Below are 14951 nucleotides of genomic sequence, written 5' to 3' on the forward strand. Positions count from 1 at the left end.
AATCAACCAAAAGACCCGCTGGTGTACCAGACGGGCCTTTTGGTTGTGCGCTGGGCACGGGCAATTATTTTACCCGCCCGAAACGAAACGTTACCTCGGCATAGGGATAGGCCTCGCTGTAGGAGTTGGAGCCATTGTAGCCGTAATACGTGTCGCTGTTCGACTCGTAGGTGTACATCAGCCCCAGGCTGCCGCTGATGCGCGGCCCGGCCACGCGCACGCCGGCAATGCCCCCCACGCCGGTGCTGGACTGATAGGTGTCGCTGTAGTGCAGCAGGTAGGTTTCATCGAGCAGCGAGATGCGGCGGCCCAGGCGGGTAGCGCCGCCCAGCATGACCACCGGCGTCCTCGCAAAGCCACCGAAGCCGCTAAAGCCGTAGCCCAGCCCGGCCGTGAGGTTGTTGTCGGCGCTGCCAAGGGTGCCGTTGGCGTAGACCACGCCGGCCGTGCTGCCCCCGCTGAACAGCACCAGCGCGCCCGCGCCCAGGCGCACTTTGTCGGCCACCGGGAAGCTGGCCTTGGGCGTGAGGCCGAACAGGTTATCACTGCCAGCCTCCGGGATGAAGGTGGCAATCACGCCCATGGAGAAATTGTCCGAGATGCCGTAGTTGGCGCTTAGCAGAAACACGTCGATGTTCTGCACGTAGCCTTCGCCCCGGCGCAGGTTGCGGGCGGTGGGCCCGAAAAAGAGGCGGTTGCCGTTGCCCACGTCATCGAAGCCGCGGCGTGCCTGCTCGGTGGTGAGCAGGGCAAACTCTTTGAGATTGCTGCGCTGCACCCGCACGCTGCCGAGGTCCTTGGTTTCGAACTCTAGTTCCTGCGGCGTGGAACCCCGCAGCACGCCAATGAAACGGTTGCCCGAGGTGAGCTCGACGCTGTAGCTGCGGCCGATGACTTCGGGTGTGGTGCCGGGCGCTACCGGGGCAGCCGGGCCGGGCAGCGCCCCGGCTGGGGCGGCGGCGACCGGGGCAGCATCCCCCAACTCCTGCAGCCGGCGTTGGATGATGTCGTGCACGGCCACGAGTTCTACCGGCAGGCAGGTGCGGTTCACCTGGCGGCCGTCGCGCAGGCGGGTGCGCAGGGTGATGGTGCTATCGGCGGTGAGGGCGCGCACGAACCGGGCTTCCACAAAATCATCGGCGGCGTAGTTGGGAAAAAGCCCAAACCGGGCTTTTTCGGCGGCATCGATGACTTCGCCCACGGCCGGGCTTACCACGATTGTCTTTTCGGGTGGGGTTTGGGCCAGGGCGGGGATGGCGGGCAATGCCAGAGCCACAGCGCAGCAAAGAGAACGTAGAGGTTTACTCATTAATCTTTGAAAATGGTAGTTTCCTCAAAGATGATTGTTTCTGCCCAAACCGTTGCAATACAAAAAATGGCGGTCTGAAACCTTTTGCATGCCCGAACCGCAGCAGACCGCCAAACCTTTCTTTCGGCCAGCACAGTCCATTTCAAGCCGTTGGGATGGCGAAAACCGGAGCTTAAACGAAGGAAAACAAGGATATTATGCGCCTTTTTTCTGCGCTATTCCTTCCAGCGCCCCGTGCTGCGGGGGCGGCCGGTGGCAATTTCCTCGCTCGATTCGCCGGGGGCGATTTCCTCCAGGCGCACGCGCACGGCGTGGGCTTTGGGCTGCACTTTCTGGCCGAAGGCATCGGCAAATTCCTGGGTAAACTCGGCCCCGAAGAAGATGATGAGCGACGAGTAGTTGACCCACAGCAGCAGCACAATGGCCGAGCCCGCGGCCCCAAATGCCGAGCCGGGGTCAGACTTGGCGAGGTAGAAGGCAATGAGAAACTTGCCAACCACGAAAAGCAGCGCCGTGATGAAAGCCCCCACGCCCACGTCGCGCCAGCGGATGATGGCATCGGGCAGGAACCGGTAGATGAGCGCGAAGAGCAGCGTGGTGACGCCCAGCGACAGGGCAAAATCGACGAGCTTGATGACGATGACCCCGACGTCGGGAATTTGCTGCTGGAGCCAGCCGGTGAAGGCACTGAGCACGGCGCTCACCACGAAGGAAATGAGCAGCAGCAGGGCCACGCTCAAAATGAGCCCGAACGAGAGAAACCGCTGCTTGAGAAACGCCCCAATGCCGATGCCCTTGGTTTTCACCTTCAGGTTCCAGATGTCGTTGATGCTTTCCTGCAGCGTGACGAAGAAGGTGGTGGCCGCAAAAATGAGCGTGGCCACGCCAATGGCCGTAGCCACGGGCCCGCGCTGCTGCAGGGTGAATTTGGCAATGCTGTCCTGCAGAAACTTGGCCGAATCGGCGCCGACCAGGCCTTTCAGCTGCCCGTAAATCTGGCCGGTGATGGCTTCGCCGCCGTACGCCGCACTGGCCACCGTGATGACGATAAGCAGCAGCGGCGGCAGCGAAAAAATGGTGTAGTACGACAGCGCCGCCGCGTGCCGAAAGGAATTATTGTTGCTGAACTCGGCCGCGGAAGCCTTGAGAACGGCCAGCACGTCGGAAATTTTATAATACGCCATAAGGAAAGAGCTGGAGCAGCGCAAATGGCGCGCCCCGCTGCTAATACGGCCGAAACAGGCCGTAGTTAACGGGTAACGATGAACAGGTAGCGGTGAACCCAGCGCGTAGCAGGCTATTTGCGCAATACTACCTGCTCACTATTGATTATTAACTGCTACTCATTAAGATGCCCGCAGCGTCCAGCGCAGGGTTTCGACAGGGGCGGCCAGCAGGGCCGCGGCCAGCTCGGCGTCGTCCTTAAACTGCAGCTGGGTGAGCACGCTGGCTTCCACGCTCACCTCAATTTCGGGCGTGGCGAAGGGCCAGGGCGTCACCTGCGCGGGGCCGCCGGGCTGGGGCTGGCGCACGTCGTAGCGCCGGCCGTCGGGGCCGTGGTGGATTTCGAGGGCGCGGCCCATCTCGGGCAGCTCGTGGCGGCAGAGGATGAGCGACAGCCGGTCGCACCAGTGCAGCAGGTCGTAGGCCTGGGTGGCTTCTTTACGGGACACTTTGAGCTCCTTTTGCCACTGCTGCTGCTGGGATTTCAACTCATCGAGAAAGGCGTCGATGTTCCTGGACTGGCCCCGCAGGCCCTCGTGGAGGCAGCTCAGGTGCAGGCCGGTGAGGAGGCTGCGCCAGCGCCCCTGGAAGCGGGCGGCGGCCAGCACGCCGGCGGCCTGCTCCATGGAGAAGGCCTTTTGGGTGAAGTTGGCGGGGGCTCCGGCGGCGGTGAGGCCGTGGTGGCCGCGGCCCCGCCAGGCTTCCTGCTCGTCGTCGTGCTGCGCGATGGCGGCCAGCAGGCCCACCCAGCGGTCGGGCGGCAGGGTGGGCGGCCAGTGCCAGGCGAGCTGCGCGGCCAGCAGGGCGTGGGCCTGCTGGTAGATGATTTGCCAGCCGGCAGGCGTGGAGTTGACTATCATGGGGAGGTAAAAGGGCGGGGTGGCACGGGCCGCAGTCTATCTACGCGGCGGGCGGCAGCGGGATGCCCGGCCATGGGCTGCTACTGCCGGGCTTTTCCCTACCTTGGCGGCCGTAAGGCCTTTTTTATCCACCACTTTTTGCCCACTACCCATGACCCACAAAACCTATTTCCAGAATTTCTTCATCACCCTGTGCGCCGCCCTGAGCGACGACGAGTTTCTGGCCTTCGCCGACACCGTGCGGGCCAACCTGGAGCGCGACCCGGCCGCCCACGCCGACGACCTGGCCTTCCTCACGCCCCTCATCGAGAAGCTGCGCGCCGCCCACCAGCAGCGCGGGCCGCAGGGCCTCTCTGCCACCGCCGCCACACTGCGCACGGCCGTGAAAAACTTCCTGGCCTGGGCCAAGCTCACCAACACCACCAAGGTGTTCCCGGCCTTTCCGGACCGGGCGCAGGCCGAGCGCATCGACATTTTCCCCGGCGGGATGGATGCGCTGTATCATGCCAACCAGGCCAACATCCTGGGCCGGGCCAAGTACTACCTCGACCGCATCGGCACCACTTACGGCTCCCAAACCAAGGTGACGCCCGCCGAGGCCGCCACCGAATACAAGAAGCTGGAAGATGCCCTCACCGGCCGCACCACCACCCACGCCACCCAAAAAGAAGGCAGCGCCGCCGTCGATGCCGAAGAGCTGAACGTGTGCACCGGCCTCTACCGCGCCTACGCCGGCCTGCTGCACGAGCACTTCGAAAACCCCGAGCTGGCCTACAGCTTCTTCCCCTTCCCCCAAAGCACCGGCACCCCGGCCGATGGCAACCTGCCCAAGCTCCCCGTAGCCCCCCACCCAGCCGACTAAATTGCACGGGAGCGGGAAAACCTACTCTCTAAACGGGTCCGGCCTGGCCCGGACCGGTTTAGAGAGCCCTCGGAAGCCCTCCGGCCTCGGCCGGGGGGCTTTGTATTTTCCGCTAAAGGGGTCCGGACCAGCCGGGGGTTCTTCAGAGAGCTCTCGGTGGCGGTCCGGGCTTGGCCGGAGCGGTTCGGAGCCTTCTCGCAGGGGGTGCGGGTGGGGCCGGATGGGTTGCGAGAGCAGTTTTTGCTCAGGCCAGCGGCGGCAGCCAGTCTTGCAACGCCTGGTCGAATTCCGCGAAGTAGCGGCAATTGGCGCGCACCGTCTCGTAATCGACCTGGCCCAACAAGTCGGCGCAGTAGCCTTCGTCGTAGTGGGGTTTGCCCGTGGGGGTGGCATTTTTCAAAAATGCTACCGGGTCGGCAATCGTCATGGGGTCGGCCGGGACTTCACAAACGCACTGGTACCGCGTGTTGAACACCCGGATATCGGCAATAATAAGGGCCTCTATCGCGTGGATATTGAGCAGGTACACACCCTTGCGCTCCAGACCCACGTTTATCTTCCGAAAAAACTCCCGACGCTTTAGCTTCTGCTCCCGGTCGGTTTCCGGGGCATCCAAATCCCGCGTGACCACCACCAAATCCGGCCGCTTGAACTGGTAGTTTTTCCGAATAATGTGCTGGAACTTGGGGTTGTCGAGCTGGCTGCCCGTAATCTCGGGGCTGATAACCGTGAACCGCACCCGCCCGCCGTAACGCGGCCCCAACAAGGCTTCCACCGAGGCTGTGTCGTTGGGCGACTCGCCCAGCAGGCCCACCAAGAAGCTTTTTTCTGCCGCTTTCCGTGCCATGCGCGCTATTCCGCTTCGGTTTCTTCCAGAAACGAATAGCGCCAATAGTCACTCAGGAAGCCCACTTCCTTCATGTACTCGCGGGCCTGCTTTTGCTTCTTCTGGGTCAGCTTATGAAACTGGGTGCCCTTCTTCGGGTCGAGCTCGCAGATGGTGATGCGGTCCAGCTCCTTCTCCGAAAGCATGTCCAGCACCTGCGGCGAGTGCGTCGTCATTATCACCTGGTTCTCCTTAGATATTTCGCGGATGAGGTTGAGGAGTTTGGTGAGTTGCTTGGGATGGATGCCGAGTTCGGGCTCTTCGAGGAAGATGATTTTGCGTCGGTCATATACCCCAATTTCGTTGGTGGTTTTGTTTAGTCCTACAGATTGCGGGGCGAGTAGTTCGGCCACAGTGTACACCAAACGCTTGGTCCCGTCCGATAACATCCCAAACGAAAGCCACTCACTGTTTACTTGGTACTCCAAAACCAACCCTTTAATAGTGTATTGGTCTTGCAACTCTTGGTGATAAACCTGGAAATACTCACTGCATCGCACTGCTTGTACAGGTGTATATAGCGGCAGAAATTGGGTAAGGCGGTCAGAATATGTCTTCATAAGCCGGATAAGTTGATGCCGAACTTCCTCCGCAGTCATAGGGGGCACTGGTACGCTCCGCAATACGGTAAATCCGTTTCTAATTGTGGCAACGATGGTATGCAATACTGCCCGAATAAATTGACTATTGAAGTCGCTTACGCGCTTAGCCCCAAGCCTTAGCTGGACCGTTACGTTTCTTTTCTCTATTAGTAGTTCGGCGCTCTCATCAATGATGGGCATTTCCGAAACAGGAATGCCATGCCGTACTAACACTGGCGGGTAATGAGCTAAGAAACCTTCTACTACTCTTCCCTCTCTTATATGTTCCGAATAGCTATCTGTCATCCGGGCCGTCACGCGTATAAATACCAAGTCCCAAGCCAGTGGTTTATTGGAAAGCCCAGTATCATCCTGCTCTTCAAACTCAACTTCTACTTCGTCTTTTTCCGCGAAAATTCCGCCAAATGCAACACTGCATCCCGCACCCCAATAATGTTCTTTACTCTCCTGCAAATCGGCCAAATCACTCAGGAGCGTTAGAAATCGGGTTTTCCCGGTGCCGTTTTTACCAATGATGATATTTAGTCCGCGCTTAAAAGAAACGGTTGCCTTTCGTAGCGGTGCATAATCACGCACGAACACACGCTTTATAAAAGGCGGTATTTCAGCCCTCGGGTTTAGCAATTCGTCCATCATGCAAAGGCGTTTTTAGAGCAGCGAAGGTAACCCTGGCCGCCGATGCTGCCTAAGAAACCACCCGCCGCCCCGGCCGTACTTTCGGCCATGCCCGTCCCCGACCCCGGAAGCCCCACGCCCCTCACCATCCGCCTGCCCGACGGCCGTACGCTGGGCCTGACGCGCTACGGCCACCCCGCGCACCGGGCGGTGGTGTTTCACCACGGCTTCGGCTCCTCCGGCCTGGAGCTGCCCAATGACGCGGTGCTGCTGGCCCGCTTGCAGCTCCAGCTGCTGGCGCCCGACCGGCCCGGCGTGGGGCAGTCCAGCGTGTACCGGCGGCTCACCTTTCCCTCCTTTGCCGATGACGTGGTGGCGATGCTCGACGCACTGGCCATCCGGGAGCGGGTGGGCGTGATGGGCTGGTCGGTGGGCGGGGTGCACGCGCTGGCGCTGGCGGCGCGGCACCCGGCGCGGGTGGCGGCCGGGCAGCTGCTCAGCACCTGCCTGCCGCTGGGCGAGCGGGCCGCCCACCGCCATCTTTCGTGGGTGTGGAAATTCCTGCGCTGGGGCCAGATTGGCTTTCCCTGGCTGAACCGGACCACGTTCCTGTGGCTCAGCCAGCAGTGGGCCCGCCACCCCGACCGCACCATCGCCTGGTTTATCCGCGGCATGCGCCCGGCCGAGGCCTGCACCACGGCCCGCTTCCGGGCGCTGCTGCGCGATGCGGCGGTGCAGGGCTTTGCCCACGCCGGCCGGGGTGTGTTTGATGATGCGCAGGCCTGGTGCCGCCCGCCCGGCTTCCGCATTGAGGACGTGCGGGCCCCCATGCGCCTCTGGCACGGGGCCGCCGATGGCGTGTGGGCCCCCGGCAACATCCCCTACCTGGCCGGGCGGCTGGGCGGCGCGCCCGTGCGGCTGCTGCCGGGCCAGGGCCACATGCTGTATTTGGAAAACTGGGCCGCAATTATGGAAGAAATGGCGGGATTGCTGTAGGTGCGGGCATTGCCCCGCCCGGCATTGAACGGGCATCATTGCAGCGGAGCAGACGACGGGCGGGAACGAGCCCTGCCCCTACCCAATCCGCACCCGCATCTGGTGCCGTCCCGGCTCTGTATAGTGGTAGCTGAGCAGAAACCCACTGGTTTCGCAAATCTGGCGGGCGATGGCCAGGCCCAAGCCCACGCTGCCGGGCGCCCGCTCGGGGCCGGGGCGGAAGCGCACGAAGAGCTGGTCGGCGGGCAGGGCACGGGGGCGGCCGGTGTTTTCCACGGTGAGAAGCCGCGGGGTAAGCGTGACGCGCACCTCGCCGCCGGGCACGTTGTGGCGGATGGCGTTGCTGAGCAGATTGCTCACCAGGATGTCAATCAGGGAGCGGTTGGCAGCCACAGGTAGCCCGTCAACCAGGTCGGTGACGAGGGCAAGGCCAGCCCCGGCCAACTGCTCGCGCAGCTGCCCCAGCTGCGTGCGGATGGTGCCGGCCAGGTCCACGGTTTCGGTGGGAAAGAACAGCTGCTGGTCGAGGTGGGCCAGCAGCAGCAAGCTCCGGCTGAGGTGAGTAAGGCGCTGCGTCACATCCAGCAAAGGTTCGATGTGGCCGGCTTGCTCCTCGGTGAGGCCGGGGGCCTGCACCAGCATATCGAGCTTGGTGCGCAGAATGGCCAGGGGCGTTTGCAGCTCGTGGGCGGCATTTTCGGTGAATTCCTTCTGCCGGTGGTAGATGCGGCGGTTGCGGCCCAACACCCGGCCCAGGGCCATATTCAGCTCCTTGAACTCGGGGATGCGCGTAGGGGCCAGGTGTACCGGCTCGGGCTGGTCGAGCTTGTAGCGCTGCAGCTGGCCCAGCGTGTGGTAGAAGGGCGCCCACAGCCGCCGCGCCAGCACGTGCTGCAGCACCAGCAGCCCCACCAGCAGCGCGCCAAACAGCAGCGCGCCCGCCTGCACGATGCGCGCCAGCAATTCCTGGCTATCGAGCATGGTGGTGCGCAGCTCCAGCCGGTAGGGCCGCCCCTGAAACTGCACCGGCGCGGCCAGCTGCCGGTAAGGCACGACGTGGCCGGTGAGCTCATTGTACATCATCCGTACGCTGTAGCGGGCCGGTGGGCCGGGCGTTGCCAGCGCCTTGAACTCCACGTTGTGGTCGAGCCGGTGCCAGAATTCCAGGTCGGCGGGCGTGCGCAGGTGCAGGCGCAAGGCCTTGTCCACGCGCAGCTTGCGGCGGCTCAGCGTGCGGTCGACGTAGGCGTAGTAGATTTTGCGGATGAAGCCGTAGTACACGAACGTGCCCGCCGCCGCCACCACGCTGGCGTAAAGCAGGAAAATGACGGTGGTGCGGGCCAGGAGCTTCATGGGGTGGTTTAGGAGTAGAATGTATTACCTGAACGTCATGCTTCGGCTGCGCGGACGCCAGATAAGCATGACGTTCTGTTTGTTTCTATCGTCCAACCTCCAAGCTGCTCAGTTCGGCTCAAACCGATACCCCAGCCCGTACACCATCCGAATGTAGTTTGGCGCGCCGGCCTCCGTCAGCTTGCGCTTGAGGTTTTTGACGTGGGCATACACGTTTTCGAACGTATCAAACTGCTCGGCGGCGTCGCCGGAAAGGTGCTCAGCAATGGCCCCTTTGGTGATGACGCGGCCCTGATTCGCCAGCAGCAAAAGCAGCAGGTCAAATTCGGTGCGCGTCAGGGTCAGGGGTTTGCTGCCTACGGAGGCGCGGCGGGCGGGCACGTCCACGCTCAGCTCGCCGGCTTGCAGCAGGTTGGTGCCCTGGTAGTGGCGGCGGCGCACCAGCGCGGCAATGCGGGCGCTGAGCTCGGGCAGGTAGAAGGGCTTGGGCAGGTAGTCGTCGGCGCCCAGCTCCAGGCCGGTGATGCGGTCGTCGACGGCGGCGCGGGCGCTGGTGATGATGACGCCGGCTGCCTTCTGGTGGCGTTGCAGCTCGCGGAGCAGGTCGAGGCCGTCGCCACCGGGCAGGGTGAGGTCCAGCACGATGCACTCGTAGTCGTACAGCAGCATTTTTTCCTGGGCCTGGGCGTAGGTCGTGGCCACTTCGCAGATGTAGCGCTGGGCCTGCAGGTAGCTCACCACGCTGGCCAGCAGGGCCGGTTCGTCTTCAACGAGCAGCAGTTTCATGGATGGGCAATGGATGGGAATGAGTGGCAAGGTAGCGCCTTGCGGAGTAGCAGAACGTCAGGCTTATCTGGCGTCCGCGCAGCCGAAGCATCTCGCGTGCCGCCACTAATCCTTTTTCAACGATTGGCTTACTACCACAAGCGCGATGCCTCGGCTACGCTCGGCATGACGTTCCTCTCTCTATTACGAACAACCTAAATAAGTAAGCACCCACTCACTGATTTTTCATAAAAAGTCAATTCTTCCAAATGTATTCTAAATCGCCGTGCTACTTCGCTGCATCAATTGCGAATCCATTCCCACTTTCTCAAAATTCCCATGAAGCGAAACTTACCCTCCTCTCCCCGCTCGGCCCGGACGACGGGCGCGGCGCTGCTGCTGGCCGCCTGCCTGGTGGCGGGCCCGGCTACGGCCGCTTCGCCGGTTTCTGCGGTAGCCAAGTCCACAAACGATTTCGGGCTGCTGGCGCGCCGGCCTCTCACCGGCCGCATCCTCGATGGCAACGACCAGAAGCCGCTGGCGTTTGCGTCGGTGGCCATTAAAGGTACCAACCGGGGCACGACGACCGATGCCGACGGCGGCTTCAGGCTCGACGTGGAAGACGGCGACGTGCTGGTAGTGTCCTACGTGGGCTACGAGCTGCGCGAAATGCCCTTGCCCGCCGGGGCCAGCACGCTGGACGTGCCCATGAAAACCGCCACCCACACCACCGCCGACGTGATTGTGGTGGGCAACCGCGCCTCCGAAGCCCGCACCAACGTGGACCTGCCCGTGCCCGTGGATGTGCTCACGGCCAAGGAAATCACCAAAACCGGCCAAACGGAATTGGGCCAGATGATTCACTTCACCGCGCCCTCGTTCAACTCGACCAAGCACGCCATCAGCAACGTGACGAGCTACGTGGACCCGGCCACCCTGCGCGGCCTCGGCCCCGACCAGACGCTGGTGCTCATCAACGGCAAGCGCCGCCACCAATCCTCGGCCTTGAATGTGAACAACGTGGTGGGCCGCGGCTCGGTGGGCACCGATTTGAACGCCATCCCTACGGCCGCCATCGAGCGGGTCGAGATTCTGCGCGATGGTGCGGCGGCCCAGTACGGCTCCGATGCTATTGCGGGCATCATTAACATCGTGCTGAAGAAGAACCCACGCGGCGGCGTGGTGACCGGCAACTACGGCATCACCGACAAGGGCGACGGCGCGACCTATGACACCGGCCTGAACTTCGGCCTGCCCGTGGGCAAGCGCGACGGCTTCCTGAATCTGACCGCGCAGGGCCACCACAACAACCCCACCGACCGCTCGGGCGACTACACCGGCCGCGTATACAACTCGAACCAGGCCACGGATGATGCCCTGGTAGCCCAGAACGGCTTCAACCGCCACGTCACGACTTACGGCACGGCCAAAAACACCATGGGCCAGTTCTTTTACAACGGCGAGGTGGCACTGGGCGAAAACTGGCGGCTCTATTCCTTCGGCGGATATTCCTACAAGGACATCACGGCTTACGGCTTCTACCGCAACCCCAGCAACAAGGCGCGGGCGGTGCTCTCGCTGTTTCCGAACGGCTACAACCCCGTGTTCCCGGCCCAGGTGCACGATTTGGCCTCCACGGTGGGCCTGCGCCGCAAAACGGCCGGCGGCTGGAACCTCGATTTCAGCCTCGGCGGCGGCCAGAACATCATCAAGACCTACGCCAACCACACGGTGAACCCATCGTACGGCAGCGCTTCGCCCACCGAATTCTACGCGGGCACCTTCAAGTTCGGGCAGGCCCTGGCCGATGTGAACGTATCGAAATCGTTTGAAGTCGGCGGGCTCAAATCGTTCAGCTTCAGCTACGGCGGCGAGTTTCGGGTGGAAAACTACCAGCTGCTGGCCGGCGACGAAGCCTCCTGGAAAAAAGGCCCCGTGACCACCAACAACCCCGACGTGGGCAGCAGCGGGCGCGAGGGCATTGCGGCCGTGAACGCCGTGGCCCGCACCCGCAACAACGTGGGCGTGTACGTGGACGTGCTCAGCGACATCACCGATAAATTTCTGGTGGGCGTGGCCGGCCGCTTCGAGCGCTACTCCGATTTCGGCTCGAACGTGAGCGGCAAGCTCTCGACCCGCTACAAGTTCACCGACCTGTTTTCGGTGCGTGGTTCGCTCAACCGGGGCTTCCGGGCGCCCTCCATGCACCAGCTCTACTACTCCAACTACGCCGATGCCCAGTGGCTCACGCTGAACGGCGTGTTCGACTCCTACCCCATCGCCCACCTGCGCAACGACAACCCCTACGTGCAGAAGCTGGGCGTGAGCCAGCTCAAGGCCGAAACCACGCTCGACTACAACCTCGGCTTCACGGCCCAGGTCACGCCCGACCTCGTGTTCACGGCCGATGCCTACCAGATTGACATCACCGACCGGGTGGTGATTTCGGGCCAGCTCGATGCCGCCAGCCCGGCCCTGGCCCCCACGTTTGCCGGCTCGGGCTACGCGCAGGTGCAGTTCTTCTCCAACGCCCTCGACACCCGCACCCGCGGCCTCGACGTGGTGGCCAGCTACCGCAAAAAGATGGACCGCGACCAGGAAATGGGCCTCAATCTGGCCATGGCCCTCAACGAAACCAAGGTGGTGGGCGAAGTCCGCACCCCCGCGCAGCTCGCCAACCTCGGCGTCCCGCTCGTCGACCGGGTGATGATTGGCCTGATTGAGAAAGCCCAGCCGCGCTCCAAGGTCATCGGCTCGTTCAACTACCGCTACAAGAAAATTGAAGGCCTGGTGCGCGGCACCCGTTTCGGCGAAGTCACCGCCATCCAGAGCACCCCGGAGCTGGACCAGAATTTCTCGGCCAAAATCATCACCGACGCTTCGCTCACCTACGGTTTCACGCCGCGCCTGGGCCTCACGGTGGGGGCCAACAACCTCTTCAACGTCTACCCCGACCAGGTTGCCTTCCCCTCGCTCACGGCCTCGGGCCAGACGCCCTACACGCGCTTCACCTCGCAGTTCGGGTTTATGGGGGCGTATTATTTCACGTCGCTGCGATTTAGCTTCTAGGCGAACGGCTTATTATAGAACGTCATGCTTCGCTACGCTCTGCATGACGTTCTAAATTATTTCCACCCTCCTACCTCTTCTCCACCATGCTCGCACTCGCTGGCTTTGCCATGATTCTCACCTTCATGGTGCTGATTATGACGAATCGTCTGTCGGCCATTACGGCGCTGCTGCTGGTGCCGGTGGCGTTTGCGGTGCTCACCGGCTTCGGCCCGCAGATGGGGCCGATGATGCTTGACGGCATCAAGAACATTGCGCCCACGGGCATCATGCTGGTGTTCGCCATCCTATATTTTGGGCTGATGACGGACGCCGGGCTGTTCGACCCGGTGATTAGTCGCATCCAGCGCGTGGCCCACGGCGACCCGTTGAAAATCATCGTCGGCACGGCGCTGCTGGCCCTGTTGGTGTCGCTCGATGGCGACGGGGCCACCACCTACATCATCGTGGTCACGGCCATGCTGCCGCTCTACCGCCAGCTCGGCATCAACCCCTTGATACTAACCTGCATGAACATGCTGGTGGGCGGCGTGATGAACATTCTGCCCTGGGGCGGCCCCACGGCCCGCGCCATGAGCGTGCTGCATCTTGATAGCACGCAGCTTTTCAACCCGCTGATTCCGGCCATGGGTGCGGGGCTGGTGTGGGTGTTTTTCGTGGCCTGGCGCTTCGGCAAGCGCGAGCGGAAATGGCTGGGGCTGGAGCATTTGAACCAGGCCGATGCCGAGAAAAAAACCGTCGTCTTCAACCTCGCCGCCGGGCTGCCCCAGCCTTTGCCCGACGGCCCGGACCTGGAACTCTCGCCCGAAGACAAAGCCCTGCGCCGCCCCAAATTACTGTGGGTGAATGCCCTGCTCACTATCGCCCTGATGGTGGCGCTGGTGCGCGAGCTGCTGCCGCTGCCGGTGCTGTTTATGCTGGCCTTCGCGCTGGCGGCCGTGCTCAACTACCCCAATCTCTCGCAGCAGCGGCAGCGGTTTGCGGCCCACGCCGGCAATGCGCTGTCGGTGGCGGCGATGGTGTTTGCGGCGGGCATTTTCACGGGCATTCTCAACGGCACGCACATGGTGGATGCCATGGCCCAAACCTTTGTGCGGCTGGTGCCGCCGTCGCTGGGGCCACACTTCCCGGTGCTGACGGGGCTGGTGAGCGCGCCCCTCACGTTCTTCATGTCGAACGACGCATTTTACTTTGGCATCCTGCCGTTTTTCACCAAAGCAGCGGCGCAATTCGGCATTTCGGCGGCCACCATGGGCAAGGCCTCGCTGCTGGGGCAGCCGGTGCATCTGCTGAGCCCGCTGGTGCCGTCTACTTACCTGCTGGTGGGCCTGGCCGGGGTTGATATTGGCGCGCACCAGCGCTTTACGCTGAAGTGGGCCGGTGGCACGGTACTGGTGATGCTGGTGGTGTCGCTGCTGCTGGGGATTATCGCACTGTAGAGACGCATATTTGCGTCTCGTCGTTGGCTTCGCTGAACTGTGTTTTGCTGACGTTGTTCCGGATGCAGACTTGCGGCCCTGTTCGTTCAACGACGAGACGCAAATATGCATCTCTACATGTCACCTGTCCCGCTACTCTAGCTTTACCCGCGTGAATCAATACATCGAGCAAAGTCTGCACAACCCGCTGGCCTCGCTGGCCATCGTGGGCAACCTGGTCATCATCGAAAGCCTGCTCTCGGTGGACAACGCCGCCGTGCTCGCCACGATGGTGGGCGACCTGCCCCGCGAGCAGCGGCATAAGGCCCTGCGTTACGGCATTTTCGGGGCCTATATTTTTCGGGGTTTGTGCATTTTGTTCGCGTCGTTTCTCATCAAGTTCTGGTTTTTGAAGCCGCTGGGCGGATTGTACCTGCTCTACCTGGTGTACGACCATTTCAAGGCCCGCCCGGCGCACGACGAGGAGAAAATCGACAAGCAGAAAAGCTGGATTTACCGCCACACGCTGGGCCTGGTCGGGAAATTCTGGGCCACGGTGGCCCTGATTGAGCTGATGGATTTGGCCTTTTCCATCGACAACGTGTTTGCTGTGGTGGCCTTCACCAACAACCTGATTCTGATTTGCGTGGGCGTGTTTATCGGCATTCTGGCCATGCGGCTGGTGGCCCAGGCCTTCGTGCTGCTCATGGGCCGGTACCCGTTTCTGGAAACGGCCGCTTTCGTGGTCATCGCCCTGCTGGGCCTGAAGCTGCTGCTCTCGCTGGTGAGTCATTTCCGGCCCGGCCACCCCATCAGCGCCGCCCTCGACAGCGAAGCCGCCGATGTGGCCCTGACCATCCTCACGGTGGCCGCCTTCGCGGTGCCGTGGGCTACCTCGCTGCTGTTCAACGTGCCCCAGCGGCCCGGCGGCAACCGCATGGCCGAAGCCAAAGCCGCCGAACAGGCCGACTCTGCCCCCCAGAAAGCATAGG

The 14951-nt window shown here is 62.5% G+C and carries 12 protein-coding genes; 5 read left to right on the top strand and 7 right to left on the bottom strand.

From position 1 onward, the window contains the following. Positions 1 to 64: 64 nt before the first annotated feature. From J4G38_RS08255 to J4G38_RS08265, 3 genes are all read right to left on the bottom strand, one after another. Entirely contained in the window at positions 65 to 1276 is a 1212-nt protein-coding gene (locus J4G38_RS08255) for a hypothetical protein (protein WP_210513652.1), read from the bottom strand. A 248-nt stretch (positions 1277 to 1524) separates the two neighbouring features. Next, positions 1525 to 2493, bottom strand: a complete 969-nt coding sequence (locus tag J4G38_RS08260) for a YihY/virulence factor BrkB family protein (RefSeq protein ID WP_210513651.1) — start codon at positions 2491 to 2493, stop codon at positions 1525 to 1527. 162 nt (positions 2494 to 2655) lie between these two features. Continuing rightward, positions 2656 to 3393 carry a DUF3891 family protein gene (locus J4G38_RS08265; RefSeq protein ID WP_210513650.1) on the bottom strand — a complete coding sequence of 246 codons (738 nt, stop codon included), beginning with the start codon at positions 3391 to 3393 and terminating at the stop codon, positions 2656 to 2658. Positions 3394 to 3544: 151 nt separating this feature from the next. On the opposite strand from J4G38_RS08265, the gene J4G38_RS08270 reads away from it, so the two are divergent. Beyond that, positions 3545 to 4255: a hypothetical protein gene (locus tag J4G38_RS08270; protein WP_210513649.1), complete on the top strand. Its 711-nt coding sequence runs from the start codon at positions 3545 to 3547 to the stop codon at positions 4253 to 4255. Between the two features lie 244 nt (positions 4256 to 4499). Here the strand turns inward: J4G38_RS08270 and J4G38_RS08275 are convergent, their stop codons facing one another. Both J4G38_RS08275 and J4G38_RS08280 read right to left on the bottom strand, forming a co-directional pair. After that, positions 4500 to 5102 (bottom strand): DUF4276 family protein, encoded by a 603-nt coding sequence (locus J4G38_RS08275; RefSeq protein WP_210513648.1) that lies wholly within the window; start codon positions 5100 to 5102, stop codon positions 4500 to 4502. Positions 5103 to 5107: 5 nt separating this feature from the next. Then, a complete protein-coding gene (locus J4G38_RS08280) occupies positions 5108 to 6379 on the bottom strand; it encodes an AAA family ATPase (protein WP_210513647.1) in 1272 nt (423 codons plus the stop codon). A gap of 87 nt (positions 6380 to 6466) precedes the next feature. On the opposite strand from J4G38_RS08280, the gene J4G38_RS08285 reads away from it, so the two are divergent. Next, positions 6467 to 7354 carry an alpha/beta fold hydrolase gene (locus J4G38_RS08285; protein ID WP_226163279.1) on the top strand — a complete coding sequence of 296 codons (888 nt, stop codon included), beginning with the start codon at positions 6467 to 6469 and terminating at the stop codon, positions 7352 to 7354. Positions 7355 to 7432: 78 nt separating this feature from the next. On the opposite strand, the gene J4G38_RS08290 is transcribed toward J4G38_RS08285, so the two are convergent. Together J4G38_RS08290 and J4G38_RS08295 are read right to left on the bottom strand one after the other, a co-directional pair. Continuing rightward, positions 7433 to 8707, bottom strand: a complete 1275-nt coding sequence (locus J4G38_RS08290; protein WP_210513645.1) for a sensor histidine kinase — start codon at positions 8705 to 8707, stop codon at positions 7433 to 7435. Positions 8708 to 8815: 108 nt separating this feature from the next. After that, positions 8816 to 9493, bottom strand: coding sequence for a response regulator transcription factor (locus J4G38_RS08295; RefSeq protein ID WP_210513644.1), 678 nt, complete (start codon positions 9491 to 9493; stop codon positions 8816 to 8818). Positions 9494 to 9811: 318 nt separating this feature from the next. Here J4G38_RS08295 and J4G38_RS08300 point away from each other — a divergent pair, with 318 nt between their 5' ends. The 3 genes from J4G38_RS08300 (at position 9812) to J4G38_RS08310 (ending at position 14950) form a co-directional block, all read left to right on the top strand. After that, the gene (locus tag J4G38_RS08300; protein WP_210513643.1) at positions 9812 to 12541 is read left to right on the top strand and encodes a TonB-dependent receptor; all 2730 of its coding nucleotides are present in this window, start codon (positions 9812 to 9814) and stop codon (positions 12539 to 12541) included. 86 nt (positions 12542 to 12627) lie between these two features. Further along, positions 12628 to 13980: a CitMHS family transporter gene (locus J4G38_RS08305; RefSeq protein WP_210513642.1), complete on the top strand. Its 1353-nt coding sequence runs from the start codon at positions 12628 to 12630 to the stop codon at positions 13978 to 13980. Positions 13981 to 14131: 151 nt separating this feature from the next. Next, a complete protein-coding gene (locus J4G38_RS08310; protein ID WP_210513641.1) occupies positions 14132 to 14950 on the top strand; it encodes a DUF475 domain-containing protein in 819 nt (272 codons plus the stop codon). The last annotated feature ends 1 nt before the right edge of the window (position 14951 follow it).

The organism is Hymenobacter terricola (assembly GCF_017921975.2).
Classification (GTDB): domain Bacteria; phylum Bacteroidota; class Bacteroidia; order Cytophagales; family Hymenobacteraceae; genus Hymenobacter; species Hymenobacter terricola.

Excerpts from the sequence above, each read along its gene's own strand:
- J4G38_RS08270 (WP_210513649.1), top strand. The coding sequence starts at position 3,545 with ATGACCCACAAAACCTATTTCCAGAATTTCTTCATCACCCTGTGCGCC.
- J4G38_RS08265 (WP_210513650.1), bottom strand. The coding sequence starts at position 3,393 with ATGATAGTCAACTCCACGCCTGCCGGCTGGCAAATCATCTACCAGCAG.
- J4G38_RS08280 (WP_210513647.1), bottom strand. The coding sequence starts at position 6,379 with ATGATGGACGAATTGCTAAACCCGAGGGCTGAAATACCGCCTTTTATA.
- J4G38_RS08295 (WP_210513644.1), bottom strand. The coding sequence starts at position 9,493 with ATGAAACTGCTGCTCGTTGAAGACGAACCGGCCCTGCTGGCCAGCGTG.
- J4G38_RS08300 (WP_210513643.1), top strand. The coding sequence starts at position 9,812 with ATGAAGCGAAACTTACCCTCCTCTCCCCGCTCGGCCCGGACGACGGGC.
- J4G38_RS08290 (WP_210513645.1), bottom strand. The coding sequence starts at position 8,707 with ATGAAGCTCCTGGCCCGCACCACCGTCATTTTCCTGCTTTACGCCAGC.
- J4G38_RS08305 (WP_210513642.1), top strand. The coding sequence starts at position 12,628 with ATGCTCGCACTCGCTGGCTTTGCCATGATTCTCACCTTCATGGTGCTG.
- J4G38_RS08285 (WP_226163279.1), top strand. The coding sequence starts at position 6,467 with ATGCCCGTCCCCGACCCCGGAAGCCCCACGCCCCTCACCATCCGCCTG.
- J4G38_RS08275 (WP_210513648.1), bottom strand. The coding sequence starts at position 5,102 with ATGGCACGGAAAGCGGCAGAAAAAAGCTTCTTGGTGGGCCTGCTGGGC.
- J4G38_RS08260 (WP_210513651.1), bottom strand. The coding sequence starts at position 2,493 with ATGGCGTATTATAAAATTTCCGACGTGCTGGCCGTTCTCAAGGCTTCC.